Annotated in this window: 25 protein-coding genes and 2 pseudogenes; 13 read left to right on the top strand and 14 right to left on the bottom strand. The window is 60.3% G+C overall.

What is annotated here, in order from left to right; all coding sequences use genetic code 11:
* The first annotated feature begins 166 nt into the window (after positions 1–166).
* The 5 genes from RHM58_RS17645 to RHM58_RS17625 all read left to right on the top strand — a co-directional run bounded on the left by RHM58_RS17645 (position 167) and on the right by RHM58_RS17625 (position 5,926).
* Positions 167–1,447: a glycerate kinase type-2 family protein gene (locus RHM58_RS17645; protein WP_201201845.1), complete on the top strand. Its 1,281-nt coding sequence runs from the start codon at positions 167–169 to the stop codon at positions 1,445–1,447.
* The gene (gene pyk, locus RHM58_RS17640; protein ID WP_201256248.1) at positions 1,437–2,852 is read left to right on the top strand and encodes a pyruvate kinase; all 1,416 of its coding nucleotides are present in this window, start codon (positions 1,437–1,439) and stop codon (positions 2,850–2,852) included. The genes RHM58_RS17645 and pyk overlap by 11 nt, the downstream gene beginning before the upstream one ends.
* Before the next feature lie 174 nt (positions 2,853–3,026).
* The gene (locus tag RHM58_RS17635) at positions 3,027–3,941 is read left to right on the top strand and encodes an urea transporter (RefSeq protein ID WP_322267793.1); all 915 of its coding nucleotides are present in this window, start codon (positions 3,027–3,029) and stop codon (positions 3,939–3,941) included.
* A gap of 23 nt (positions 3,942–3,964) precedes the next feature.
* Entirely contained in the window at positions 3,965–4,789 is an 825-nt protein-coding gene (locus RHM58_RS17630) for an ion transporter (protein ID WP_201201842.1), read from the top strand.
* A 141-nt stretch (positions 4,790–4,930) separates the two neighbouring features.
* Positions 4,931–5,926 (top strand): sulfate ABC transporter substrate-binding protein, encoded by a 996-nt coding sequence (locus RHM58_RS17625; RefSeq protein ID WP_322267792.1) that lies wholly within the window; start codon positions 4,931–4,933, stop codon positions 5,924–5,926.
* 192 nt (positions 5,927–6,118) lie between these two features.
* Here RHM58_RS17625 and RHM58_RS17620 read toward each other — a convergent pair whose 3' ends face one another.
* Positions 6,119–6,748, bottom strand: a complete 630-nt coding sequence (locus RHM58_RS17620; RefSeq protein WP_322267791.1) for a DUF5666 domain-containing protein — start codon at positions 6,746–6,748, stop codon at positions 6,119–6,121.
* A gap of 233 nt (positions 6,749–6,981) precedes the next feature.
* Here RHM58_RS17620 and RHM58_RS17615 point away from each other — a divergent pair, with 233 nt between their 5' ends.
* A complete protein-coding gene (locus RHM58_RS17615) occupies positions 6,982–8,187 on the top strand; it encodes an MFS transporter (RefSeq protein WP_201201839.1) in 1,206 nt (401 codons plus the stop codon).
* Between the two features lie 78 nt (positions 8,188–8,265).
* On the opposite strand, the gene RHM58_RS17610 is transcribed toward RHM58_RS17615, so the two are convergent.
* Both RHM58_RS17610 and RHM58_RS17605 read right to left on the bottom strand, forming a co-directional pair.
* The gene (locus RHM58_RS17610; protein ID WP_201201838.1) at positions 8,266–8,670 is read right to left on the bottom strand and encodes a type II toxin-antitoxin system HicB family antitoxin; all 405 of its coding nucleotides are present in this window, start codon (positions 8,668–8,670) and stop codon (positions 8,266–8,268) included.
* Positions 8,670–8,882 carry a type II toxin-antitoxin system HicA family toxin gene (locus RHM58_RS17605; RefSeq protein ID WP_201256247.1) on the bottom strand — a complete coding sequence of 71 codons (213 nt, stop codon included), beginning with the start codon at positions 8,880–8,882 and terminating at the stop codon, positions 8,670–8,672. The genes RHM58_RS17610 and RHM58_RS17605 overlap by 1 nt, the downstream gene beginning before the upstream one ends.
* A gap of 223 nt (positions 8,883–9,105) precedes the next feature.
* Between RHM58_RS17605 and RHM58_RS17600 the strand changes: the two genes are divergently transcribed.
* From RHM58_RS17600 to RHM58_RS17580, 5 genes and pseudogenes are all read left to right on the top strand, one after another.
* On the top strand, positions 9,106–9,762 hold the full coding sequence (locus RHM58_RS17600; RefSeq protein WP_322267790.1) for a peroxiredoxin-like family protein: 657 nt from the start codon (positions 9,106–9,108) through the stop codon (positions 9,760–9,762).
* A 49-nt stretch (positions 9,763–9,811) separates the two neighbouring features.
* Positions 9,812–10,534 (top strand): SDR family oxidoreductase, encoded by a 723-nt coding sequence (locus RHM58_RS17595; RefSeq protein ID WP_322267789.1) that lies wholly within the window; start codon positions 9,812–9,814, stop codon positions 10,532–10,534.
* A 141-nt stretch (positions 10,535–10,675) separates the two neighbouring features.
* Positions 10,676–11,564, top strand: a pseudogene (locus RHM58_RS17590) (LysR family transcriptional regulator).
* Positions 11,565–11,648: 84 nt separating this feature from the next.
* Positions 11,649–12,116, top strand: coding sequence for a helix-turn-helix domain-containing protein (locus tag RHM58_RS17585; protein ID WP_201201831.1), 468 nt, complete (start codon positions 11,649–11,651; stop codon positions 12,114–12,116).
* A 7-nt stretch (positions 12,117–12,123) separates the two neighbouring features.
* Positions 12,124–12,687: pseudogene (locus tag RHM58_RS17580) on the top strand (PIN domain-containing protein); the annotation flags it as partial.
* A gap of 154 nt (positions 12,688–12,841) precedes the next feature.
* Here the strand turns inward: RHM58_RS17580 and RHM58_RS17575 are convergent.
* From RHM58_RS17575 to ccmA, 10 genes are all read right to left on the bottom strand, one after another.
* Positions 12,842–13,267, bottom strand: coding sequence for a hypothetical protein (locus tag RHM58_RS17575; RefSeq protein WP_322270861.1), 426 nt, complete (start codon positions 13,265–13,267; stop codon positions 12,842–12,844).
* Positions 13,264–14,463 carry a c-type cytochrome biogenesis protein CcmI gene (gene ccmI / locus RHM58_RS17570; RefSeq protein ID WP_201256244.1) on the bottom strand — a complete coding sequence of 400 codons (1,200 nt, stop codon included), beginning with the start codon at positions 14,461–14,463 and terminating at the stop codon, positions 13,264–13,266. The genes RHM58_RS17575 and ccmI overlap by 4 nt, the downstream gene beginning before the upstream one ends.
* Positions 14,460–14,930 (bottom strand): cytochrome c-type biogenesis protein, encoded by a 471-nt coding sequence (locus RHM58_RS17565; protein WP_201201819.1) that lies wholly within the window; start codon positions 14,928–14,930, stop codon positions 14,460–14,462. The genes ccmI and RHM58_RS17565 overlap by 4 nt, the downstream gene beginning before the upstream one ends.
* A complete protein-coding gene (locus tag RHM58_RS17560) occupies positions 14,927–15,463 on the bottom strand; it encodes a DsbE family thiol:disulfide interchange protein (protein WP_322267788.1) in 537 nt (178 codons plus the stop codon). Before RHM58_RS17560 ends, RHM58_RS17565 begins: the two co-directional genes overlap by 4 nt.
* On the bottom strand, positions 15,460–17,463 hold the full coding sequence (locus RHM58_RS17555; RefSeq protein ID WP_201201815.1) for a heme lyase CcmF/NrfE family subunit: 2,004 nt from the start codon (positions 17,461–17,463) through the stop codon (positions 15,460–15,462). Before RHM58_RS17555 ends, RHM58_RS17560 begins: the two co-directional genes overlap by 4 nt.
* Before the next feature lie 4 nt (positions 17,464–17,467).
* Positions 17,468–17,923 carry a cytochrome c maturation protein CcmE gene (gene ccmE / locus RHM58_RS17550; protein ID WP_201201813.1) on the bottom strand — a complete coding sequence of 152 codons (456 nt, stop codon included), beginning with the start codon at positions 17,921–17,923 and terminating at the stop codon, positions 17,468–17,470.
* Positions 17,920–18,096, bottom strand: coding sequence for a heme exporter protein CcmD (gene ccmD / locus RHM58_RS17545; RefSeq protein WP_008145547.1), 177 nt, complete (start codon positions 18,094–18,096; stop codon positions 17,920–17,922). The genes ccmE and ccmD overlap by 4 nt, the downstream gene beginning before the upstream one ends.
* Positions 18,093–18,848 (bottom strand): heme ABC transporter permease, encoded by a 756-nt coding sequence (locus tag RHM58_RS17540; RefSeq protein WP_201201812.1) that lies wholly within the window; start codon positions 18,846–18,848, stop codon positions 18,093–18,095. The genes ccmD and RHM58_RS17540 overlap by 4 nt, the downstream gene beginning before the upstream one ends.
* A 76-nt stretch (positions 18,849–18,924) precedes the next feature.
* Complete coding sequence (gene ccmB, locus RHM58_RS17535) at positions 18,925–19,593, bottom strand: heme exporter protein CcmB (RefSeq protein WP_322267787.1); 669 nt, start codon at positions 19,591–19,593, stop codon at positions 18,925–18,927.
* Positions 19,590–20,225 (bottom strand): cytochrome c biogenesis heme-transporting ATPase CcmA, encoded by a 636-nt coding sequence (gene ccmA, locus RHM58_RS17530; protein WP_201201811.1) that lies wholly within the window; start codon positions 20,223–20,225, stop codon positions 19,590–19,592. Before ccmA ends, ccmB begins: the two co-directional genes overlap by 4 nt.
* Before the next feature lie 223 nt (positions 20,226–20,448).
* On the opposite strand from ccmA, the gene RHM58_RS17525 reads away from it, so the two are divergent.
* Positions 20,449–22,014: a flagellar hook-length control protein FliK gene (locus tag RHM58_RS17525; protein ID WP_322267786.1), complete on the top strand. Its 1,566-nt coding sequence runs from the start codon at positions 20,449–20,451 to the stop codon at positions 22,012–22,014.
* Positions 22,011–22,340 (top strand): EscU/YscU/HrcU family type III secretion system export apparatus switch protein, encoded by a 330-nt coding sequence (locus tag RHM58_RS17520; protein WP_322267785.1) that lies wholly within the window; start codon positions 22,011–22,013, stop codon positions 22,338–22,340. Before RHM58_RS17525 ends, RHM58_RS17520 begins: the two co-directional genes overlap by 4 nt.
* A gap of 160 nt (positions 22,341–22,500) precedes the next feature.
* On the opposite strand, the gene RHM58_RS17515 is transcribed toward RHM58_RS17520, so the two are convergent.
* Positions 22,501–22,653 (bottom strand): SDR family NAD(P)-dependent oxidoreductase, encoded by a 153-nt coding sequence (locus RHM58_RS17515; RefSeq protein WP_201256241.1) that lies wholly within the window; start codon positions 22,651–22,653, stop codon positions 22,501–22,503.
* Positions 22,654–22,662 lie beyond the last annotated feature (9 nt).

Genomic DNA, 22,662 nt, shown 5'->3' with positions numbered 1-22,662 from the left:
AATGCCGCACCACCCCGTTGGGCTGCGAAGCTGCCCCGAAATCTCTGACGCATTAAAGATTTTGTGAGTGCTACGCACTCAAACGGGGGCAAGCCCCTCGCCACAGGGCCCGCTCCCACAGGGGGCCGAGTTACCCTTCAAATAACAAGAATTCCGGGAGCCCGCCATGTCGGTCGATCCGCAACATCTGCTGCGCGAGCTGTTTGCCACAGCCATCGACGCGGCCCATCCGCAACAAGTCCTCGAAGCCCATTTACCCAAAGATCGTAGCGGTCGCGTGATCGTCATCGGCGCCGGCAAAGCCGCAGCGGCCATGGCCCAAGTGGTCGAGCGTTGCTGGCAGGGTGAAGTCTCAGGCTTAGTGGTGACCCGCTACGGCCACGGCGCCCCGTGCGAAAAAATCGAAGTGGTCGAAGCCGCGCACCCGGTGCCGGATGCGGCCGGTCTGGCCGTGGCCAAACGCGTGCTGGAACTGGTCAGCAACCTGACCGAAGACGACCGCGTGATCTTCCTGCTCTCCGGCGGCGGCTCTGCGCTACTCGCACTTCCGGCGGCGGGAATTACCCTCGCCGACAAGCAATCCATCAACAAAGCCCTGCTCAAATCCGGCGCGACCATCGGCGAGATGAACTGCGTGCGCAAGCACCTCTCGGCGATCAAGGGCGGCCGTCTCGGCAAAGCCTGCTGGCCCGCCACTGTTTATACCTACGCGATTTCCGATGTACCGGGCGACCTCGCCACCGTCATCGCCTCCGGCCCGACCGTGGCCGACCCGAGTACCTCGGCCGAAGCCCTGGCGATCCTAAAGCGCTACAGCATCGAAGTCCCGGCCTCGGTGCGCACCTGGCTGCAAAGCCCGGAATCGGAAACCGTCAAACCAGGCGACCCGAGCCTGGCCCGCAGTCATTTCCAATTGATCGCTCGTCCGCAGCAATCCCTGGAAGCGGCGGCGGTGAAGTGCCGTCAGGCCGGTTTCAGTCCGCTGATCCTCGGTGACCTGGAAGGCGAATCCCGGGAAGTGGCGAAAGTCCACGCCGGCATCGCGCGGCAGATCGTCCTGCATGGCCAGCCATTGGCGGCGCCGTGCGTGATTCTTTCCGGCGGCGAAACCACGGTCACCGTGCGCGGCAATGGTCGCGGCGGGCGCAACGCCGAATTCCTGCTGAGCCTGACCGACAGCCTCAAAGGCCTGCCCGGCGTCTACGCCCTGGCCGGTGACACTGACGGCATTGACGGCTCCGAAGACAACGCCGGCGCGATCATGACCCCGGACAGCTACGCCCGCGCCGCCGCCCTCGGTTTGAGCGCCAGCGACGAGTTGGACAACAACAATGGCTACGGCTATTTCGAGGCGCTGGACGCCCTGATCGTCACCGAACCGACGCGCACCAACGTCAACGACTTCCGCGCCATCCTGATTCTCGAGAGCACACACCATGACGCCTGATAAAAAGGTCAAAATCCTCGCCACCCTCGGCCCTGCCACCGACGGGATCGATGACATCCGCGAACTGGTGCAGGCCGGGGTCAATATCTTCCGGCTGAATTTCAGCCACGGCGATCACGCTGACCATGCCCAGCGCTATCAGTGGATTCGTGAAGTCGAGCGCCAACTGAATTACCCGCTCGGGATTCTGATGGACCTGCAAGGCCCGAAACTGCGGGTCGGCAAGTTTGCCGGCGGCAAGGTGCAACTGCATCGCGGCCAGGCCCTGCGCCTGGACCTCGACCCGACCCCGGGCGACGAACGCCGGGTCAACCTGCCGCACCCGGAAATCATCGCTGCGCTGGAGCCGGGCATGGACCTGCTGCTGGACGACGGCAAGTTGCGTCTGCGCGTAGTCACCAAGTACTCCGACGCGATCGACACCACCGTGCTCAATGGCGGAGAACTGTCAGATCGTAAAGGCGTGAACGTGCCGCAAGCGGTGCTCGACCTCAGCCCGCTGACCGCCAAGGATCGTCGCGATTTGAGCTTCGGTCTGGAGCTGGGCGTGGACTGGGTCGCGCTGTCGTTCGTGCAGCGTCCGGAAGACATTCAAGAAGCCCGCGCGTTGATCGGTGACAAAGCGTTTTTGATGGCCAAGATCGAGAAACCGTCGGCGGTCACGCAACTGCGGGAAATCGCCGAATTGAGCGACGCGATCATGGTGGCTCGCGGTGATTTGGGCGTGGAAGTGCCGGCCGAGAGCGTGCCGCAGATTCAGAAGAACATCATCACCGTTTGCCGCGAACTCGGTAAGCCGGTGGTCGTAGCGACCCAGATGCTGGAGTCGATGCGCTTCTCCCCGGCGCCGACTCGCGCCGAGGTGACTGACGTTGCCAACGCCGTGGCTGAAGGTGCGGATGCGGTGATGCTGTCGGCAGAAACCGCATCCGGCGAATACCCGCTGGAAGCCGTGCAGATGATGAGCAAGATCATTCGCCAGGTGGAAAATGGTCCGGACTATCAGGCGCAACTGGACGTGAGCCGACCTAAGGCTGAAGCGACTGTTTCCGATGCGATCAGCTGCGCGATCCGGCGCATCAGTAACGTGCTGCCGGTGGCGGTGCTGGTGAACTACAGCGAGTCCGGGACGTCGAGCCTGCGTGCCGCGCGGGAACGGCCGACCGTGCCGATCCTGAACCTGACGCCCAACCTGCAAACCGCTCGCCGCCTGACCGTGGCGTGGGGCGTGCACTCGGTGGTCAATGATCGGCTGCGCCAAGTGGATGAAGTCTGCTCGACGGCGCTGGAGATTGCGCAGGCGCAAGGCATGGCCAAGCGTGGCGACACGTTGTTGATCACCGCGGGCGTGCCGTTTGGGCAGCCGGGGTCGACTAACTCTTTGCGCATCGAGACTCTGATCTAAAAAACAACCTTTGTGGCGAGGGAGCTTGCTCCCGCTCGGCTGCGCAGCAGTCGTCTGTTTGGCATGATGGTTTTCACAGAGAAACCGCATTCGCCGATTTGGGGCCGCTTCGCAGCCCAACGGGGGTAAACCCCTCGCCACAGGGTTTTGTGCAAGTCCCTGGTATTTACTTTCATGCCTGCCAACCACTTCAACACCCACTGCCCCGACTGGGCCACTGCCCTGCTCAACGGTTTCAGTCAGATCTTCCTCCAGCGCCATCCGCTGTGTGGCCTGCTGTGCCTGTTGGCGATTCTTTTTACCGCGCCGCTCCTGCTCGGCGGTGCGCTGCTGGGCGGGGTCGCGGGGTTGCTGACCGCGCAACGTCGCGGCTACGCCAAGGCTGATCGTCAGGCCGGGCTGTTCAGCTATAACGGCGTGTTGCTCGGCCTGTTGCTGAGCCTGTATTTCCCCTGGTCCGCCATGTTGCCGCCGCTGATCATCGCCTGCGGTGGCCTGAGTGCGATGCTCACCGAGCAATGGCTCAAGCGCTGCCGTGATCATCAGTGCCTGCCGGCCTACACCGCACCGTTCGTTGGCCTGAGCTGGATGCTGCTCGCGTTTGCTGCGCCCCAGCACCCGGCGCCGCTGATTGAAATGAACACCCTCAACGTGATCGCCGCTTCATTAAAAGGCTTGGGTCAGGTGATGTTTCTCGGGCATCCGCTGGCGGGTGCGCTGATTGCCGCAGGTTTGCTGATCGCCGACCGGCGTGGGTTTTGCTGGGCGTTGCTGGGTTCGCTGGCGGGTCTGGGCTTCGCTCTGTTGCATCACGAAACTTCCAGCGCATTGTCAGGCTTGAGCAGCTATAACCCGGTGCTAGCCGCCCTCGCCTTCAGCCAGGTCCGCCGCCAACCCTGGCTGCCGCTGCTGGGCATTGTGCTGGCGATGATGCTGACGCCGGGTTTCGCCGCGATAGGCCTGGCCACGCTGACCGCGCCGTTCATCCTCGCTTGCTGGCTGATCCGTGCCGGCATTCGCGTACTGCGTGGGGCCGCCAAAGACACTGCGCCTTGCGCTACCGGGGAGAATAACCCTAGGCTGCGCTGATTTTCATGCTCAGGGCGATTCGAATGAACGGCAACGACACGTGGCGCAATCGCCTGTACGTGATGATTTTCCAGACCGACACGGTAGCTGGCCGGCGCTTTGACAGCACGTTGCTGCTGATCATCCTCGCCAGCCTGGTGATCGTGATCCTCGACAGCATTGACGCGGTTCATCAGAACTACGCCGACGTACTGGCGTGCATCGAGTGGGGGTTCACGGTCATCTTTCTGGGTGAGTACATCCTGCGCCTCTACTGCTCGCCCAAGCCGCTGCGTTACGCGTTCAGCTTTTACGGGCTGGTGGATTTGCTGGCGATCGTGCCCGGCATCCTCGCGTTGTACTACAGCGATGCACAGTACCTGCTGATCATCCGGATCATTCGGATGCTGCGGATTTTCCGGGTGCTCAAGCTCAGCCCCTACCTGAAACAGGCCCATTACCTGCTCGATGCCCTGCGTGGCAGCAAGCAGAAAATCCTCGTCTTCCTGCTCGGCGTCTGCACCTTGGTGACCGTGTTCGGCACCTTGATGTATGTGGTCGAAGGCCCGGAACATGGCTTCACCAGCATCCCGAAAGGCATCTACTGGGCTATCGTGACCTTGACCACCGTCGGCTACGGCGACATCGTGCCGAAAACCGTGCTGGGGCAAATCATCTCGTCGATGGTGATGATCACCGGTTACTCGATCATCGCGGTCCCGACCGGGATCTTTACCGCTGAACTGGCCAGTGCGATGCGCGGCGAACAACAGCAACACGACTGTCCGGTGTGCAAGAAAAACAGCCACGAACCCAGTGCCGCGTTTTGCTCGCGGTGTGGTAATGCGTTGTTTACAAAACTGGAATAAGCAAAGAGCTTTTTAATCTTTAAAGGACTATGCGTGCCCGGCTATAGTCGCTGGCAAAACGGTGGCAACACCTCTTCAATGACTGAAAAATAACCTGTAGGAGCTGCCGAAGGCTGCGCCTACCAGAACAAGGAATGCGCAGTGAAAAAACTCTTTGGCGCCTCACTTCTGGCCGCTGGCCTGGCATTGACCAGCGTGGCTCAGGCCGCACCGACCCTGCTCAACGTTTCCTACGACGTGATGCGCGATTTCTACAAGGACTACAACACTGCGTTCCAGAAACACTGGCAAGCCAAGCACAACGAAAACATCACCCTGCAGATGTCTTTCGGCGGCTCGAGCAAACAGGCACGTTCGGTCATCGATGGCCTGCCGGCTGACGTCATCACCATGAACATGGCCACCGACATCAACGCCTTGGCAGACAACGGCAAACTGGTTCCGGACAACTGGGTCACCCGCCTGCCAAACAACAGCGCGCCGTTCACCTCGGCCACCGTGTTCATCGTCCGCAAAGGCAACCCGAAAGCCCTGAAAGACTGGCCCGACCTGCTCAAGGACGGTGTGCAAGTGATCGTGCCGAACCCGAAAACCTCGGGCAACGGCCGCTACACCTACCTCTCGGCCTGGGGTTACGTGCTGAAGAATGGCGGCGATGACGAAAAGGCCAAAGCCTTTGTCGGCAAACTGTTCAAACAGGCGCCCGTGCTGGACACCGGCGGCCGTGCAGCCACGACGACCTTCATGACCAACCAGATCGGCGACGTGCTGGTGACCTTCGAAAACGAAGCGGAAATGATTGCCCGCGAGTTTGGCCGTGACCAGTTTGAAGTGATCTACCCAAGTGTTTCCGCCGAGGCTGAGCCGCCGGTATCTGTCGTCGATAAAGTCGTCGACAAAAAAGGCACTCGCGCCGCTGCTGACGAATACCTGAAGTACTTGTGGTCGCCGGAAGGTCAGGAGATTGCAGCGGCAAACTACCTGCGTCCGCGAGACCCGGCGGTTTTGGCCAAGTACACCGATCGTTTCCCGAAGGTTGATTTCCTTTCGGTAGAGAAGACCTTTGGTGACTGGCGCACCGTGCAGAAGACCCACTTCAATGATGGTGGGATTTTTGATCAGATTTATGCGCAGTAAAGGCTAAGGCTCAATGAAAAGGCGACCTGCGGAGGTCGCCTTTTTTTGTGGCCAAACAGTAAATTTGTGTTCACCGAAGATCCCCTGTGGGAGCGGGCTTGCTCGCGAAAGCGGTGTCTCAGTAGACATCTCTGTTGAATGTGAAGCCGCCTTCGCGAGCAAGCCCGCTCCCACAGGGATTTCGGCAAGTCGTTACATCGGCGGTGTAACGCCATCCTTACCCGCAGAGATGGATTGAGCCGTCAGCGTCCCGTCCGCACTTTGGGTCACAAACGTCACGATCTTCACGCCAACCTTCAACAAAGTGCGATCCCCCGGCATCAGGTTGACGATCGGCACGTCTTCCGGCACCAGAATCTTCTGCTGGCCGCCCTTGTAGTTAACGGTCAAGGTGCGGCCATTGCTGACCACCAGATCGCCAACGCTGCCATTGGTCATGCTGCTGCCCTTGGCCAGGTCGAAGGGCCGATGGCCGTCGCCGCTGCCCGCCAGTTCCGGTGGGAAGACGTGGACTTCGAGTGCCTTGAGGGTGCCGTCATCCTGGGGAATGGCGGCCGAGCCGATGTAGCTACCGGGTTTGATGTCTTCGATATTGGCCAGGGTCACGGCTCGGACTTTGGTGTCCTTGGTCAGGGTGATGACCACGTTTTCGCCGCTTTTGGTGTGAACCTTCAGGGTATCGGCATTGACGCCGGTAATCTCGCCGCGCACGCCTATGCGCAGGCCCGGAGCGTCGTCCGCCTGAGCCAGTCCTGCCGAGAATAAGGTGACCAGCGTAATCGCTGAGGCGCTGCGAATCAGGTGACGGAACATCGCATTCATGGAAGTGGCTTCCGGTTATGAAACGTGAAGAGAGAACATAAGCACGCTATCGAACAAGATGTAAGTGAATGTATCATCAGCCTCACTGTTTTGACGCAAGGTTCATCGATGGACATCGCAGTCGTCCGTCACTCATTCCGCAACGGAATGATTACTATCACTCCAATCCCTCTTCCGCCGTTTCGGTCAGCCCCTTAGCCTTCGCGCATTCCTCCTGTTTAGCGAGACACGTTATGAACCCAGCGACTCAGGCGCCCCACAGCGCCGTGACAATGACCAAAGGCATGGTGATGTTGTTCGCCTTCTGCTGCGGCGCCATCGTTGCCAACATCTATTACGCCCAACCAATCATCGGCCTGATCGCACCGGACATCGGCCTGACCAGCACCATGGCCAGTTTCATCGTGTCACTGACCCAGATTGGTTATGCGCTGGGCCTGTTCTTTCTGGTGCCGCTGGGTGATCTGCTGGAAAACCGCAAGTTGATGATCATCACCACGCTGGTGGCGATTGCCAGCCTGCTGGGTGCAGCGTTCACCGATCAACCGAATGTGTTTCTGCTGATCTCGTTGCTGGTGGGCTTCAGTTCGGTGTCGGTGCAGATCCTGATTCCGTTGGCCGCACACCTGGCGCCGGAAGAGTCTCGCGGTCGAGTGGTCGGCGGGATCATGGGCGGTTTGCTGCTGGGTATTTTGTTGGCGCGTCCGGTGTCGAGCTTGGTGGCTGACCACTTCGGCTGGCGGGCGATGTTCATCATTGCGGCAGCGTTGATGGCGGCGATCAGTATCGTGCTGGCGTTGACCATTCCCAAGCGCCAGCCTGATCACAGCGCTTCTTATGGTCAGTTGCTCGGCTCGCTGTGGACGCTGTTGCGTCAACAACCAGTCTTGCGCCAGCGAGCGTTTTACCAGGGTTGCATGTTCGCCACCTTCAGCCTGTTCTGGACCGCGGTGCCGCTGGAACTGGCGCGTAACCACGGTTTGAGCCAAACCCAGATCGCGATCTTCGCCCTGGTCGGTGCCATCGGTGCCATCGCCGCACCGATTGCCGGTCGACTGGCCGACGCCGGGCACACCCGCAAAGCCTCACTGCTGGCCCTGATATTCGCCAGCCTGAGCTTCCTGCCGGCCTTCATCCACCCGCTCTACAGCGTCATCGGCCTGGCCGTCACCGGCGTGGTGCTCGACTTCTGCGTGCAGATGAACATGGTCCTGGGCCAACGCGCGGTCTACGCCCTCGACGCCAAAAGCCGCAGCCGCTTGAATGCGCTGTACATGACCAGCATCTTCATCGGCGGCGCCTTCGGTTCGTCGGTGGCCAGTGCGGTGTATGAACACGGCGGCTGGTTGTGGATCGTGATTGTCGGCAGCGCGTTTCCGCTGTTGGCGTTGTTGCGATTCTTGAGCGTTTCAAAAGAACCTTCCCTGGCAACGGCATAAATCGCTAGAAGCTTCGCGGGCAAGCCTCGCTCCTACGGGAGTGGGGCTTGCCCGCGAATACGATGTGACTGTCGGCTCTCAGTGACGAACCAACTTCTCCATCGCCGCATCCGCCAGAAAGGAGGAGCGGCTTTTGACGTTGTGCTCACGCACATAACGGTCAATGCGTTGAATCACGTACCCCGGCAGCGTCACATTGACCTTCTCGGTTTTGCCCATGTACGGCGCGATGTCCAACTCCAGCATTCCCCAGCCCATGTTGGCAAACTCGGGATTGCCGCGGTGCGCGGCCGCGGAAGTCGGCATTGGAATCGGCTCCCCATCAGCCGCCATCTCCTGCAGCATGATGTGGGCTATCTCGACTGCCGCGTTATAGGCGTCTTCAAACGTATCCCCGGCGGTTACCGCGCCTGGAATATCGGGGATCTGAATACCGATGGCGGTGTTCTCGTCGCCCCACTCGATACAGATTGGATATTGCATTATGGATCTCCTGCGTAGCTGGCTAGCGGGCAATACAGCCCGGCTCGCCTCCTGATGCTTTTAACCGTCCCGATCGGTAAATCCTTTTTCGGGTGCGGGACGGGAATCGTGTACGGGTTATAACGGTGAGTGAAAATGTGATGACTGCCAGTGACCCGATCCAGTGTCCAGCCCGCCTCCTCCAGTTCCTTGATCAATAACCTGCTTTGCACCAACAGCCTCCTTGCTTTGACCCAGACAAAAGTAACTCCAGAGTTATCTTTACTCAAGCACAAAAATGGAAAGCACGACGTCCGGTTGTTTTACAGAGTGTGATTAAGGGCAGGCCATTCTTCCCAAGAATGAATCCTATGCCCCCCACCCGCGTTCCGCCCTCACCCGCACAAGGTCACCATCGATCCCAGCTAACCGGCCTCCCCACCAAGGATTACGATCATGACCCTGCAAGCAAAACTCGATGCCTTCAAAGCCGATTTCAAGGCCGGGAAACCGCCCTACAACGCTCCGGCCGAAATCCATCCGATCATGGAGCGTGCCACCGCTGAACTGATTGCGTCCGGCGCGGCGGACAAAGCGCTGAAAGTCGGGGACAAAGCGCCGTTGTTTACCCTCAAGGATCCCGACGGCAAACCCGTGTCCTCTGCCGATCTGCTGGCCGAAGGTCCGTTGGTGCTGACGTTTTACCGTGGCGTCTGGTGCCCGTACTGCAACATGGAGCTGCAAGCCCTTCAGGCCTTCCTGCCGACCTTGCAGGAGGCCGGGGCTAACCTTGTGGCAATCTCGCCGCAAATCGCCGCCAACAGCCGCAAATCGCTGCGCACCAATGGCCTGGCGTTTCCGATTCTGAGCGACACCCACAACGACGTGGCGGAGGCCTTTGGCCTGCGTTTCGAATTGCCGGATTATTTGATCGAGTTGTACAAGAACCTGCGCAATGACCTGCCGACGTTTAACGACGATCCGTCCTGGACCCTGCCGATGCCGGCGCGTTATGTGATCGGTCGGGATGGCGTGATTCGTTACGCCGAGGTCAACCCGGATTACACTCAGCGACCAGAGCCGGAAGCGATGCTGGATGCGATTCGCGGCTGAACCGATCACGTGCCGCCTGACCCGCGGCATGTTCTTTGAAGGAGTTCCCATGACCCGACGTACCTTTCTCATCACCGGCGCCAGCAAAGGCATCGGTCGTGCGGTGGCCGAGCATCTGGACCGTGCGGGTCATCGCGTGGTCGGGATTGCCCGCACACCGGACCTGACATTCCCCGGCATTCTGTTTCCACTGGACCTGAGCGACCGAGTACTGACCCAGGAAGTGTTGGCGGATCTGGCCAGGACGTATGAGTTCGATGGACTAGTGAACAACGTCGGTCTGGTTCGCGCGCTCGAGGTCTTCGGCGAAATCGACCTCGACACCTTCGATGACGTGATGCGGGTCAACCTGCATTCAGCCCTGCAAGCGACGCAGACACTGCTGCCAAACATGCGCGCCAAAGGCTGGGGTCGGGTGGTGAACATTTCCAGTCTGACGGTGCTCGGGATTACCCAGCGCACGGCGTATGCGGCGGCGAAAGCGGCGCTGATCAGTTTCACCCGCTCCTGGGCGCTGGAACTGGCGCAAACCGGGATCACGGTCAACGCCGTGGCCCCGGGCCCTACCGAAACCGAACTGTTCCGCGCCAACAACCCGATCGGCAGCGAAGGTGAAGCCCGCTATCTGGCCGGCGTGCCGATGGGCCGGCTGGGGCAACCGGAAGAGATCGCCGCTGCGATTGCCTTTTTGTTGTCCGAACAGAGTGGGTTCATCACCGGGCAAACGCTGTTTGTCGATGGTGGCGCTTCGATCGGCAAAGCCGCGTTCTGATGAGTTTTTTCAGACAACATCAATCCACTGTGGGAGCGAGCTTGCTCGCGATGAGACCATAACAGTCAGTATCAATGCTGAATGTCAGACCGCTATCGCGAGCAAGCTCGCCCCCACATTTGATCTTCACAAGGACTCAAGATGGACCGCCTCGGCGCAATGGAAACCTTCGTCTACGTGGTCGAAACCGGCTCGTTTTCCGCGGCAGCCCGACGCCTGAATATCGGCCAGCCCGCCGTCTCGAAAACCATCGCGCAACTGGAAACCCGACTCGCCGTACGACTGCTGTTGCGCTCGACCCGCGGCCTGACCCCGACCGAAGCCGGGCTGGCGTTTTTCGACAGGGCCAAACGCGCCATCGAAGAAGCCGACGAGGCCGACAACGCCGCTCGCGGCGCCGCCGAGGAGGCTGACCGGCAATCTGCGGATCTGCGCTGCCGTCACCTTCGGCCGGCAACACATCGTGCCGCACCTGGGGCCGTTTCTTGATCAGAACCCGGAGTTGAACATCGACCTGATGCTCGACGACCGCAACATCAATCTGGTGGAAGAAGGCGTCGACGTTGCCCTGCGCATGGGCATCTTGAGCGATTCCGGCTTGACCGCCCGCAAGATCGCCGAATGCCGGCGCGTGGTGCTGGGCACACCGGCGTACTTCGAAAAACACGGCGAACCCACCTGCCCTGTCGACCTGACCAAACACCAAGCCGTCGTTTACAGCCAGGGCGGCGGCACCAATTGGCAGTTCAAGAAAGCCGGCGAAGAACAACCGGTGATCATCAGTGGCCGAATCCGCGTCAACGCCGCCGAAGGGTTGCGTGAATCAGTGCTGGCGCATCTAGGGCTGACCATGGCGTCGGAATGGATGTTTGCGCCGGAGTTGGCCAATGGTGCGGTCGTGGAAGTGATGAGCGATTGGGTTTTGCCGAATCAGGACCTATGGGCGGTGTTTCCGACGGGGAGGATGGCCAGTGCCAAGGCTCGGGCGTTTGTGGATTACGTCCAGGTCTTGCTGGCAAAAGAGTCTTAAACAGGGCCTTTTTTCGTTTATTGCGATTTTCGTTTGATTCGAATAGCCTTTCAGCATCGCTTGCTCAGAATGTTGGAAACCATCATGTCCTTAGTCATCCATCCACCGATCAACCTGCCCATAGCCCGCGAAGTTCAGGCCGCTATTGAAGGCCAGCGCGCCCTCGCCGCCTATCTCGCGACTCAATTCGAAACCCAGCGCATCCAGATTTTCGATGAGCAGAATGAAGCTCACAGCGTCGAATTGCCCACATCAGCCCTTCGGTTACTGCTCGACATCCTGGCCGCATTGGCCGAGGGCAATGCGGTCAAGGTCGTCCCGGTTCACGCGGAACTGACCACCCAGGAAGCCGCCGACCTGCTCAACGTCTCACGTCCGCACCTGATCAAACTACTGGAGTCCGGCGAGTTGTCCTACCACAAAACCGGCAAGCACCGACGTGTGCGCTTTGCCGATTTGATGGATTATAAAAACCGGCGCGACACCGCCAGCGAGCAAGCAATGACGCTTCTCGCCGAGCAAGCACAAGCGTTAAGGACAGGATACGAGTGAGGCACTCCCTTTTACCGCTGTATATGACGCATGTGTTTTGTACCCCGCTCCCTTGAGAGACTTCCTGATGTGGCTTGCGCTATCAGGACGTTTTCGGGCGCGATGGTCATTGGAGATACATAACGAATGGAAACGAAGCCTGCTGAAAAACCGTCCGGACCTGACGCCGGAGCAACTCGATCGCACATCAGAGCTGATGGACCAGGCGATTCCTGATGCCTGTGTCTGCGGCCATGAAGCGCTTATTGACGGGTTAACACTGCCAGACATAAATGACCGCCATGTCCTGGCCGCTGCCATTCGCTGCAACGCCAGCGTCATCGTGACCTTCAATCAAAAAGACTTCCCGTGCGCATCATTGGAGCCTTTTGGCGTCGAGGCACAGCACCCTGACGAGTTCGTCGACAACCTGTTTGATCTGGACCCGGCAGCCGTTGTCACGGCGGCTCAGCGGCAACGTAAACAATTGAAAATGCCGCCGATGGAAGTCGGTGCTTATCTTGATCTTCTGTTGCGCCAAGGCTTGGTCCGTTCGGTCGAGGCACTCACCAAATACCGCGCCATTCTTTGAGCAAGATCAAAAGATCGCAGGCTTCGCCAGCTCCTGCAAAAGCCGCGTACACCTGTGGATCAACGTCGTACGCGATCCTGTAGGAGCTGCCGAAGGCTGCGATCTTTTCGAATTCCAGACAGCAAAACGGCGATCCGAAGATCGCCGTTTCTGCTTACTCCCCGAATTGCCTGCCCAATCCGCCCGGCACGCCATGGATGTCGGTGTCTTCCCATGGCCCGTTCGGGCTGATCGAGCGGCTCCAGCCGTTGTTCCAGCGGTAGTAGGTGCGCTGGCGGTAGAAGGTGTTGGGCTGGTCTTCGAGGACGTAGACGCCGAGCTTCGCATCCCAATGGCTGTTGCCCCCCGGTGGCGGGGCGAAGCTGGCGGAGGTGCGGGGCATGGGTTTGGCGGGTTTGGCCGGGATGCCCGGTTTACTTGGCGTCGGTGTGGGTGACGGCGTCGGGCTGGGCTGCGATGGCGGAATCGGCGGCAATGTATGTTCAGGAGGCCGATGGACCGCACAAGCACTTAACCCCAGAACCAGACTGAGCAGGGTGATACGAGCCGATGCGCGGTCATGGCGTTGCTTCTCTGTTATTTATCCGGACTGTCGATGGTCAGTTTTTGTGGCGCGGTGGTGCTGCTGGCCAGAGGCTGGCTGCGACCGACCCATTCGCCGGCAGTCGGTTGGCCGGCGCGGGAGATGCGTGCAACCAGTTGGACTTCAGGGAAGTTCGACAGTTTCAACTGCGGCATCATTGCGTCGGCATCGCCCAGCTCGACGGTCGCCGGCAGGTCAGCCACGGTCAGGCGTTTGGCTGCCAGCGGTGCCGGAGGGCCGGAGGTGGCGCGGGCGAAGATGAACACGCTGTCGCCCGGTTGAACCTTGGCTTTCAGGTCGGCCGCGAGATCGACACGAACCTTGAGCAAGGCTCCTTTGGTGGCAGGCGCCTGGACAACTTTGCCGCCGCTGGCTTCGAGTTTCTCGGTAGCCCGGGTAATCCCGCCTTGCAGTGCGGCCCGGGAGTTGTCTTCCGGTGGCAGTTGCGCCAGCAGGCGACTCCAGTAGTCGATGGCGTCCTGATAACGCTCGCCTTCAAACGCGGCGATGCCGAGCAAGCCAAGGCTGGTGACTTCTTTCGGATCGGCTTTCAGCGCTTCGTCGGTCAGGGCCTGAATCTTGTCGGACCACTTCTTGCCATCAGCAAAGTACTGAGCCTGCGCCCATTGCCCGAGCAGTTCCGGCTGGCGACCAGCGAGGTTCACGGTGCGCTCGAAAATCTTCGCGGCATCGGCCGGACGATCCTGAGCCATGTAGGTGCGACCGAGGAAGTACAAGCCTTCCGCCGAATCCGGTTGAGCAGCGACCGCGCGTTCCAGGCGACGGGTCATTTCTTCCATCGACTGCGGCGCCTGGGCGAATTCACGGGTCAGCTCGACCTTATCGCTGGCGCCGAAATGCAGGTAGAGCCCAAGGCCCAGCACCGGCACCATGATCGCCGCCAGCAACGGCAACGATTTACCCAGACGAGACACTCGCGGCGCCGCGACGCCTTCAGTGTCGGCCAGCAACTCACGCGCCGCTTCGGCGCGACCGCTATCCATTTGCGCTGCATCGAGCACACCCTCTTCCTGCTGAGTCTGCAACTCAGCCACGCGCTCTTGATACAGCGCGACGTTCAGGGCGGTACGATCCTCTTCGAGCTGGGCGCGACGGACACGCAAAACCGGGATCAACAGAAAACTCAGGGCAACCAGAAGTAGCAGACCTGCAGCGAGCCAGAAATCAATCATTCTTGGTTTTTATCCAACAGGTGGTCGAGGCGCTCGCGCTCCTCGGCGGAAAGCGCGTCCGGGGTGTCAGCGCGTTGCACGCGACGACGGCGGACGATCACGGCGATAACCACGAAGCCGCCCAGCAACAGGCCGGCAGGGCCGAACCAGAGCAAGGCAGTCTTGGCGTTCAGAGCGGGTTTGTAGCGGACGAAATCACCGTAGCGATCCACCATGAAGTCGATGATCTGCTGGTTGTCCTTACCCTCGCCGAGCATGCGGAAAATTTCTTTGCGCAGGTCAGCGGCAATCGGTGCATTGGAATCGGCAATGTCCTGATTCTGGCACTTGGGGCAACGCAGCTCTTTGGTCAACTCGCGGAAACGCTCGCGATCGCCTTCTTTGGCGAACTCGTAAGTGTCGATGGCCGCGTGTGCCACGCCGGCCATGCTCAACCCCAATACAACGGCGGCTATCCAGCGCTTCATGGCTTGGCCTCGTCGACCAGCGCCTGATACTTGGCCGCCAGTTTTTCGCGCCAGACCTGTTCGTCGATCACGCCGACGTACTTGTCGCGGATGATGCCCTTGGCGTCGATGAAGAAGGTTTCCGGAGCGCCATACACACCGAGGTTCAGGCCCAGGGTGCCTTCGTCGTCGCGGACATTGAGTTGGTACGGGTTGTGGAATTCCACCAGCCACTTCAAGGCGTCGGCGTTGACGTCCTTGTAGTTGATCCCGTAGATCAGCACGCCCTTCTCGGCCAGTTTATTCAGCACCGGGTGCTCAACCCGGCAGGAAATGCACCAGGTGCCCCAGACGTTGACCAGCGCCGGTTTGCCGACGACGTCAGCCTTGGTCAGGGTCTTGCCGTCCTGCACCGCTGGCAGGGAAAACTCCGGGAACGGCTTGTTGATCATGGCCGAGGGCAACTCGGCCGGGTCCAGGTACAGACCGCGATACAGGAAAACAGCCACCACCAGGAAAATCGCCAGTGGCAACAGCATCAACCAACGTCTCATGCAGTGGCTCCCGTCATGCCCAGCGCTTCACGCACGCGGCTTTTCACCTTGACCCGATAACGGCGATCCAGCGCCGCCAGCAACCCGCCGAAACCTGTCAGCAGGCCGCCGAACCAGATCCAGCGCACGAACGGTTTGACGTGCACGCGCACGGCCCAGGCGCCATCGCCCAGCGGTTCGCCGAGGGCAACGTAGAGGTCACGGGTGAAACCGGCGTCGATCCCGGCTTCGGTCATCATCGAGTTCTGCACGGTATAGAGGCGTTTTTCCGGGTGCAGCACAGCGACTTCCTGACCGCTGCGGATCACCCGGATGGTGCCCTTGTCGGACGTGAAGTTCGGCCCTTCGAAGTGCTTGGCGCCTTCGAAGACGAAGTGGTAACCGGCCAGGTCCATGGACTCGCCAGGCGCCAGGCGCAAATCACGCTCAGCACTGTTCTGGCTCGACAGCACGACACCGAGCGCACAAACGGCGATGCCCAAATGCGCGACCTGCATGCCCCAATAGCTGCGGGTCAAGGTCGGCAGGCCTTTGATCAAGCCCTTGTGGCGAGTCTTGTCGAGGATGTCCCGCACGCCGGCCAGCAATACCCACGCAGCGAGCATGAACGTCGCGATCACCGCCCAGTTGAAGTCGCCGTAAGCGACGCCGGCCACCACGGCCAATGCGGCGCTGCCGAGCAACACCGGGGTCAACATGCCCACCAGCCATTTGACCGGGGTGTCTTTCCAGCGCACCAGCATACCGACGGCCATTACCACCATCAGCAACGCCATCAACGGAATGAACAACGCGTTGAAGTACGGCGGACCGACCGACAACTTGGCGCCGGTCATCGCATCGAGAATCAGCGGATACAAGGTGCCGAGCAGGATCATCGAAGCGGCAACCACCAGCACCAGGTTGTTACCCAGCAGCAGGGTTTCTCGAGACCAGAGGTTGAAGCCTACATGGCTTTTCACGACCGGAGCGCGCAGGGCGAACAACGTCAGCGAACCACCGACCACAAACAGCAGGAAGATCAGGATAAACACGCCGCGCTCAGGGTCGGACGCAAAGGCGTGAACCGAGGTCAGTACGCCGGAACGCACCAGGAAGGTCCCCAGCAAACTCAGTGAGAATGCCGCAATAGCCAGCAACACGGTCCAGCTCTTGAACACGCCACGTTTTTCCGTGACCGCCAACGAGTGAATCAGCGCCGTACCCACCAGCCAAGGCATGAAGGAAGCGTTTTCCACCGGGTCCCAGAACCACCAGCCGCCCCAGCCGAGTTCGTAGTAGGCCCACCAGGAGCCCAACGTGATGCCGATACCGAGGAAGGCCCAGGCGACGATGGTCCATGGACGCGACCAGCGCGCCCACGCCGCATCAAGTCGGCCACCCAGCAGCGCGGCGATGGCGAAAGCGAACGCCACGGAGAAACCGACGTACCCCATGTACAGCATCGGCGGGTGAACGATCAGGCCAATGTCTTGCAGCAACGGGTTGAGGTCGTGACCGTCCGCCGGAATCTGCGGCAGGATCCGCGCGAACGGGTTCGAGGTCAGGATCAGGAACAGCAGGAAACCAACGCTGATCATGCCCATCACCGCCAGGACGCGGGCGAGCATGACTTGCGGCAACTGCCGGGAGAACACCGACACCGCGAAGGTCCAGCCGCCGAGAATCAAGGCCCACAGCAGCAACGACCCTTCGTGGGCGCCCCACACCGCGCTGAACTTGTAGTACCACGGCAACGCACTGTTGGAGTTGTTGGCCACATACGCGACGGAGAAGTCGTCGGTCATGAAGGCATAGGTCAGGCTACCGAAGGCGAAGACCAGAAAGGCGAACTGGCCCCAGGCCGCAGGCTGAGCGAGGCTCATCCACAGGCGGTCACCGCGCCAGGCGCCGAGCAACGGCACGGTGGCTTGAACCAGCGCGAAACACAGCGCCAGGATCATCGCCAACTGGCCCAGCTCTGGTATTAAAAGCCCTGGGATAAAGTTTGCAGACGTCATCAAATCAACCCTCTTTGGCTTGGGTAGGCGCCGACTGACCGCTGTCTTTCAGGGCCTTGGTCACTTCTGGCGGCATGTACTTCTCATCGTGCTTGGCCAGCACTTCGTCGGCCACCACCACGCCATCGGCGTTGATTTTGCCCAGGGCCACAATGCCCTGCCCTTCGCGGAACAGGTCCGGAAGGATGCCGCGATAAGTGATAGTCACAGATTTGTTGAAGTCAGTGACGATGAATCTCACGTCCAGGGAATCGCCGGAACGTTGCAGCGAACCTTTCTCGACCATGCCGCCAGCGCGGATGCGCGTGTCTTGCGGGGCTTCGCCGTTGGCGATCTGGGTCGGGGTGTAAAACAGATTGATGTTCTCTTTCAGGGCGCTCAGCGCCAGGCCAACGGCAGCGCCGACACCGACCAGGATCGCGAGAATGATGATAAGACGCTTTTTGCGCAGCGGATTCACTTGCCGTTCTCCCGGCGCAAACGACGCGCCTCTTGTTGCAGATACCGCTTGCGGGCCAGGATTGGCGCCGCCACGTTGAGGGCCAGTACCGCCAGGCAGATGCCATAGGCCGACCAGACATACAGGGCATGATGGCCCATGGCGAGGAAGTCGCCGAATGAAGCAAAACTCATCGAGCCGCCTCCAGACTGTTCTGCACTTCGGCTTTCACCCAGCTCGCCCGGGCTTCGCGCTTGAGCACTTCAAGACGCATGCGCAGCAACAGCACCGCGCCGAAGAAACAGTAGAAGCCCAGCACCGTCAGCAGCAGTGGCAGCCACATCTCGGCAGGCATCGCCGGTTTTTCGGTGAGGCTGAACGTCGCGCCCTGGTGCAGGGTGTTCCACCACTCCACCGAGTATTTGATGATCGGGATGTTGATCACGCCGACAATCGCCAGCACCGCACAGGCCTTGGCCGCGCTGTCACGATTGCTGATGGCGTTGCCCAGCGCAATGAGACCGAAGTACAGAAACAGCAGAATCAGCATGGACGTAAGTCGTGCGTCCCAGACCCACCACGAGCCCCAGGTCGGTTTGCCCCAGATCGCCCCGGTGACCAACGCCACGGCGGTCATCCAGGCGCCGATCGGTGCCGCGCATTGCAGGGCGACGTCGGCCAGTTTCATCTTCCAGACCAGCCCGACCACGCCGCACACCGCCAGCATCACATAGCAGGACTGCGCCAACATGGCGGCCGGAACATGGATATAGATGATGCGAAAGCTGTTGCCTTGCTGGTAGTCCGGTGGCGCGAAGGCCAGGCCCCAGACCACGCCGACACCAATCAGCAGCAACGCCGCGACGCTCAGCCACGGCAGCAGTTTGCCACTGATGCCGTAAAACCATTTGGGCGAGCCGAGCTTATGAAACCAGGTCCAGGTCATTACTGTTTCCATCACGGTTGCTCTTCGCTATAGAAGAGCCAAGGGTCTTTACTGGCTAAAAAACAACCAGACCTCATTATTCGCCGACGCTGATCTTCAGGCCAGCGGCTATTGCAAAAGGTGTCAGGGTTATCGCCAGGGCGGTCAGGCTACCAAGCCACAGGAGATAACCGGTCGCCGGCATGCCTTGGAGTGCGGCCTGCAAGGCGCCACTGCCAAGAATCAACACCGGGATGTACAGCGGCAGAATCAGCAACGCCAGCAACAGGCCGCCGCGCTTCAATCCAACCGTCAGCGCCGCGCCCACCGCACCGAGCAGGCTCAGTACCGGTGTACCGAGCAATAAAGAAAGCAGCAACACCGGCAGACAAGCGGCAGGCAAACCGAGCATCAACGCCAGCAGTGGAGCGAGCAAAACCAGTGCCAGGCCAGAGAAGACCCAGTGTGCCAGTACCTTGGCCAAAACCAGAAGAGCCAGGGGGTGCGGCGAAAGGACCCACTGTTCAAGCGATCCGTCTTCGAAATCACTGCGGAAAAGCCCGTCCAGCGAGAGTAAAACCGATAAAAGGGCTGCCACCCAGACCAGTCCCGGAGACAAGGTTTGCAACAATTGAGACTCGGGGCCGACCGCCAGCGGGAACATCGACACCACGATGGCGAAGAATACCAGCGGATTGGCCAGCTCCGCAGGACGGCGGAACAACAGACGAGCCTCACGGGCGACCAACAGGCCGAACACACTCATACGGCCCAGTTCCCCAGATCAATGTCGCGATAGCCGGCCGGCATCCGGGTCAGCGTGTGGTGGGTGGTCAACACCACCATGCCGCCGCGTTCGCAGTGGCCGGCCAGGTGTTCTTCGAGTTGCGCCACGCCCTGTTTATCGAGCGCGGTGAAGGGTTCATCGAGAATCCACAACGGCGGGCTGTCGAGGTAAAGCCGTGCCAGGGCTACACGGCGTTGCTGGCCGGCGGACAAGCTGTGGCAGGGAACATCCTCGAAACCGCGCAGTCCGACAGCAGCCAGCGCTTGCCAGATGGCCTCGTGGGTCGCCGGTTGATGCAGGGCGCAGAGCCAGCTGAGATTTTCCTCCGGCGTCAGCAAATCCTTGATCCCAGCGGCATGGCCGATCCACAGCAGGTTGCGCGCCAGTTCGCTGCGTTGTTCGTTTAGCGGCTGGCCATTGAGCAGCACCTGACCGGCGGTCGGCTGCATCAGCCCGGACAGTAAACGCAACAAACTGGTCTTGCCGCTGCCGTTCGGACCGCTGACCTGCACCATTTCGCCACTGGACAGTCTCAATTCGAGATTTTCGAAGAGCAGCCGAAGGTCTCGCTCACAGGCGAGGTCGACGGTTTGCAGGAGTGGACTGTTCAAGAGATCACGGGCCTTTTCGTTTCAAATCGGCGTTTCAAATCGGCGGTTCAAGTCGGCAGTGGCGCGGCCGCTAAAGTGATGCAGCATAGATGCATTGGCGGCCTGTTTTAGAGAGCTGCGTCAAAACAATTGCAATGTTTTCACCGCTCCCTGAAAGACGGGCGGCATTATACATGCCATGCCTTACTCTAAAGAGCGCATTTTCCCAAGGTTGTGACCGCGTATGACAGGCGAAATGAACATCCTCCCGCTGCCCCAGACCACGCCGGCCGTCACCCGCCCGCTGGTGGTCAGTGGCGACTTGCTCAAGCTGCTGACGCCGATGGAGGGCCTGATCACGCCCGGCCAGACTGCCAACGCTGAAGTGCTGTCGCTCAAGCAAGCGGATCAGTCCTTTCAATTGCTGCTCAAAGTCACCCTCGACAGCGGCCGCCAGACCACGGTCCAGGCCACCAGCACACAACCGCTACCAACAGGCACCAACCTGGCGATCACCCAGCCGTCCGCCAGCAACCTGGCGATTACGGTGCAACAGGCGATTGCCTCCAGCGTGGCCACCCTCACCCGCATCGACACCGCGCAACTGCCGGTCGGCACGTTGCTGCAAGGCAAAGTACTGACTTCTCAGGTGTTGCCGCAGACGCCGGGCCAGCCGACTGTGTTTCGCTCGCTGGTGAGTCTGCTCAACACCGCACTGAGCGGCAGCACGCTGACCATCGACAGCCCGCAACCGCTGCGCATCGGCACCTTGCTCAGCGCGTTGGTACAGGACACGCAAACCTTGAAATTCCTGCCGCTGAGCAATCGCCAGGACCAGTTGGCGGTGTCGCAGCAGTTGAACACCCAGCAGAGTCGCCAGGGTTCGCTCGATGGTCTGCTCAGCGCTTTGCAGAACCTGCCGCAGTCCGATGAAACGTCCGACGACCTGCAAGCCGCCGTGAACAAGTTGCTCGCCAGCCTGCCGGACGTTCAGCAACTGAGCACGCCCAAAGGCCTGGCTCAGGCGTTGCTCAGCAGTGGACTGTTCCTCGAAACGAAATTGCTCACCGGCCAAAACCCGACACAGGCCCCGGACCTGAAAGCCGATCTGCTCAAGCTGATCGCGCAACTGACCCCGGCCAACACCAACCTCACCGCGATCATCGCCGCCAATACCCTGGCCCAGGCAATGCCAAGCTTTGTGCGCAGCGCGCTGGGCATGCTCGGTCAGGTCAGCGCCAAACCGCTGCCGACCAGTTTTCCGCTGCCCGAACGCTTGTTGCAAAGCCAGGAGGGTGAAGGCGACCTTGAACTCTTGCTGCGCCTGGCGGCTGCGGCGGTTTCGCGCCTGCAAAGCCACCAACTGTCGAGCCTGGAACAGACCGGTGTCACCGACGATGGACGGCTGCTGAGCACCTGGCAGCTTGAAATTCCGATGCGCAATATGCAGGACATCGTCCCGTTGCAGGTCAAGTTCCAGCGCGAAGAAGCCCCGGAAAAAGAGCAGCAAAACGAACGCCGTGAAGAACGCGAGCCAAAACAACAGTTATGGCGGGTAGAGTTGGCATTCGACCTCGAACCGCTTGGCCCGCTGCAGGTTCAGGCACAGTTGATCCAGGGCAGCCTGTCCAGCCAGCTATGGGCCGAACGGCCATACACCGCAAGCCTGATCGAAAGTAACCTGGCAGCGCTGCGTGAGCGTTTGCTGGCATCCGGCCTGAACGTCGGCGATCTGGATTGCCACCTCGGCACGCCGCCCCAGGGCAGCCAAACCCGCCTCGAACAACGCTGGGTCGACGAAACCGCATGAAAAACCCCAACACCCCACGCCAGGCCATCGCCCTTAAATACGACGGCAGCCACGCCCCGACCCTCACTGCCAAAGGCGACGAAGAGCTGGCCGAAGCTATTCTGAAGATTGCCCGCGAATGCGAAGTGCCGATCTATGAGAATCCGGAACTGGTAAGGCTGCTGGCGAAGATGGAACTGGGGGACAGTATTCCGGAGGAGTTATATCGCACGATTGCCGAGATTATTGCGTTTGCGTGGAACCTGAAGGGGAAATTCCCGGCGGGGCAGGATCCGAATGCGCCGGTGGTGGAGAAGGATGTGACGGATCGTGGGGATGATTATTAGTGGCCTCTACGCTAGCCCGGTATAGAAAACGCCGTCCCCCCAGACGGCGTTCCCCCTCTTTGCCTATCAGCCCACCAAGTACTCATCATAGGTACGACGAATCGAGCGCCAGCCGTCTTCGCTGAATGCCGTCCCGCCCAGCAAGCGTTCTGCCGTCTGGTCAAACGCGATTACAATCCGCCATGAAACTGGCCGCAGCCTGTTCGTCCCGAGCGTAAGTGACGAACACTTTATAACCGGCACCCAGAAACTGTTCGGCGATACGACGACCGATCCCCCGCGTGCCACCCGTTACCACCGCAATGCCGCTCATACGCCCTCT

Origin of the sequence: Pseudomonas sp. 10S4, from assembly GCF_034344865.1 — a bacterium.
Classification (GTDB): domain Bacteria; phylum Pseudomonadota; class Gammaproteobacteria; order Pseudomonadales; family Pseudomonadaceae; genus Aquipseudomonas.
The sequence above is the reverse complement of the archived record's forward strand: the minus strand, read 5'-3'. Positions and strand labels throughout refer to the sequence as shown.

What these genes read in the sequence shown, in the direction of transcription:
- RHM58_RS17645 (WP_201201845.1), top strand. Translation starts at nt 167, where the DNA reads ATGTCGGTCGATCCGCAACATCTGCTGCGCGAGCTGTTTGCCACAGCC.
- pyk (WP_201256248.1), top strand. Translation starts at nt 1,437, where the DNA reads ATGACGCCTGATAAAAAGGTCAAAATCCTCGCCACCCTCGGCCCTGCC.
- RHM58_RS17635 (WP_322267793.1), top strand. Translation starts at nt 3,027, where the DNA reads ATGCCTGCCAACCACTTCAACACCCACTGCCCCGACTGGGCCACTGCC.
- RHM58_RS17630 (WP_201201842.1), top strand. Translation starts at nt 3,965, where the DNA reads ATGAACGGCAACGACACGTGGCGCAATCGCCTGTACGTGATGATTTTC.
- RHM58_RS17620 (WP_322267791.1), bottom strand. Translation starts at nt 6,748, where the DNA reads ATGAATGCGATGTTCCGTCACCTGATTCGCAGCGCCTCAGCGATTACG.
- RHM58_RS17615 (WP_201201839.1), top strand. Translation starts at nt 6,982, where the DNA reads ATGAACCCAGCGACTCAGGCGCCCCACAGCGCCGTGACAATGACCAAA.
- RHM58_RS17610 (WP_201201838.1), bottom strand. Translation starts at nt 8,670, where the DNA reads ATGCAATATCCAATCTGTATCGAGTGGGGCGACGAGAACACCGCCATC.
- RHM58_RS17600 (WP_322267790.1), top strand. Translation starts at nt 9,106, where the DNA reads ATGACCCTGCAAGCAAAACTCGATGCCTTCAAAGCCGATTTCAAGGCC.
- RHM58_RS17595 (WP_322267789.1), top strand. Translation starts at nt 9,812, where the DNA reads ATGACCCGACGTACCTTTCTCATCACCGGCGCCAGCAAAGGCATCGGT.
- RHM58_RS17585 (WP_201201831.1), top strand. Translation starts at nt 11,649, where the DNA reads ATGTCCTTAGTCATCCATCCACCGATCAACCTGCCCATAGCCCGCGAA.
- ccmI (WP_201256244.1), bottom strand. Translation starts at nt 14,463, where the DNA reads ATGATTGATTTCTGGCTCGCTGCAGGTCTGCTACTTCTGGTTGCCCTG.
- RHM58_RS17565 (WP_201201819.1), bottom strand. Translation starts at nt 14,930, where the DNA reads ATGAAGCGCTGGATAGCCGCCGTTGTATTGGGGTTGAGCATGGCCGGC.
- RHM58_RS17560 (WP_322267788.1), bottom strand. Translation starts at nt 15,463, where the DNA reads ATGAGACGTTGGTTGATGCTGTTGCCACTGGCGATTTTCCTGGTGGTG.
- RHM58_RS17555 (WP_201201815.1), bottom strand. Translation starts at nt 17,463, where the DNA reads ATGACGTCTGCAAACTTTATCCCAGGGCTTTTAATACCAGAGCTGGGC.
- ccmD (WP_008145547.1), bottom strand. Translation starts at nt 18,096, where the DNA reads ATGAGTTTTGCTTCATTCGGCGACTTCCTCGCCATGGGCCATCATGCC.
- RHM58_RS17540 (WP_201201812.1), bottom strand. Translation starts at nt 18,848, where the DNA reads ATGACCTGGACCTGGTTTCATAAGCTCGGCTCGCCCAAATGGTTTTAC.
- ccmB (WP_322267787.1), bottom strand. Translation starts at nt 19,593, where the DNA reads ATGAGTGTGTTCGGCCTGTTGGTCGCCCGTGAGGCTCGTCTGTTGTTC.
- RHM58_RS17525 (WP_322267786.1), top strand. Translation starts at nt 20,449, where the DNA reads ATGACAGGCGAAATGAACATCCTCCCGCTGCCCCAGACCACGCCGGCC.
- RHM58_RS17520 (WP_322267785.1), top strand. Translation starts at nt 22,011, where the DNA reads ATGAAAAACCCCAACACCCCACGCCAGGCCATCGCCCTTAAATACGAC.
- RHM58_RS17515 (WP_201256241.1), bottom strand. Translation starts at nt 22,653, where the DNA reads ATGAGCGGCATTGCGGTGGTAACGGGTGGCACGCGGGGGATCGGTCGT.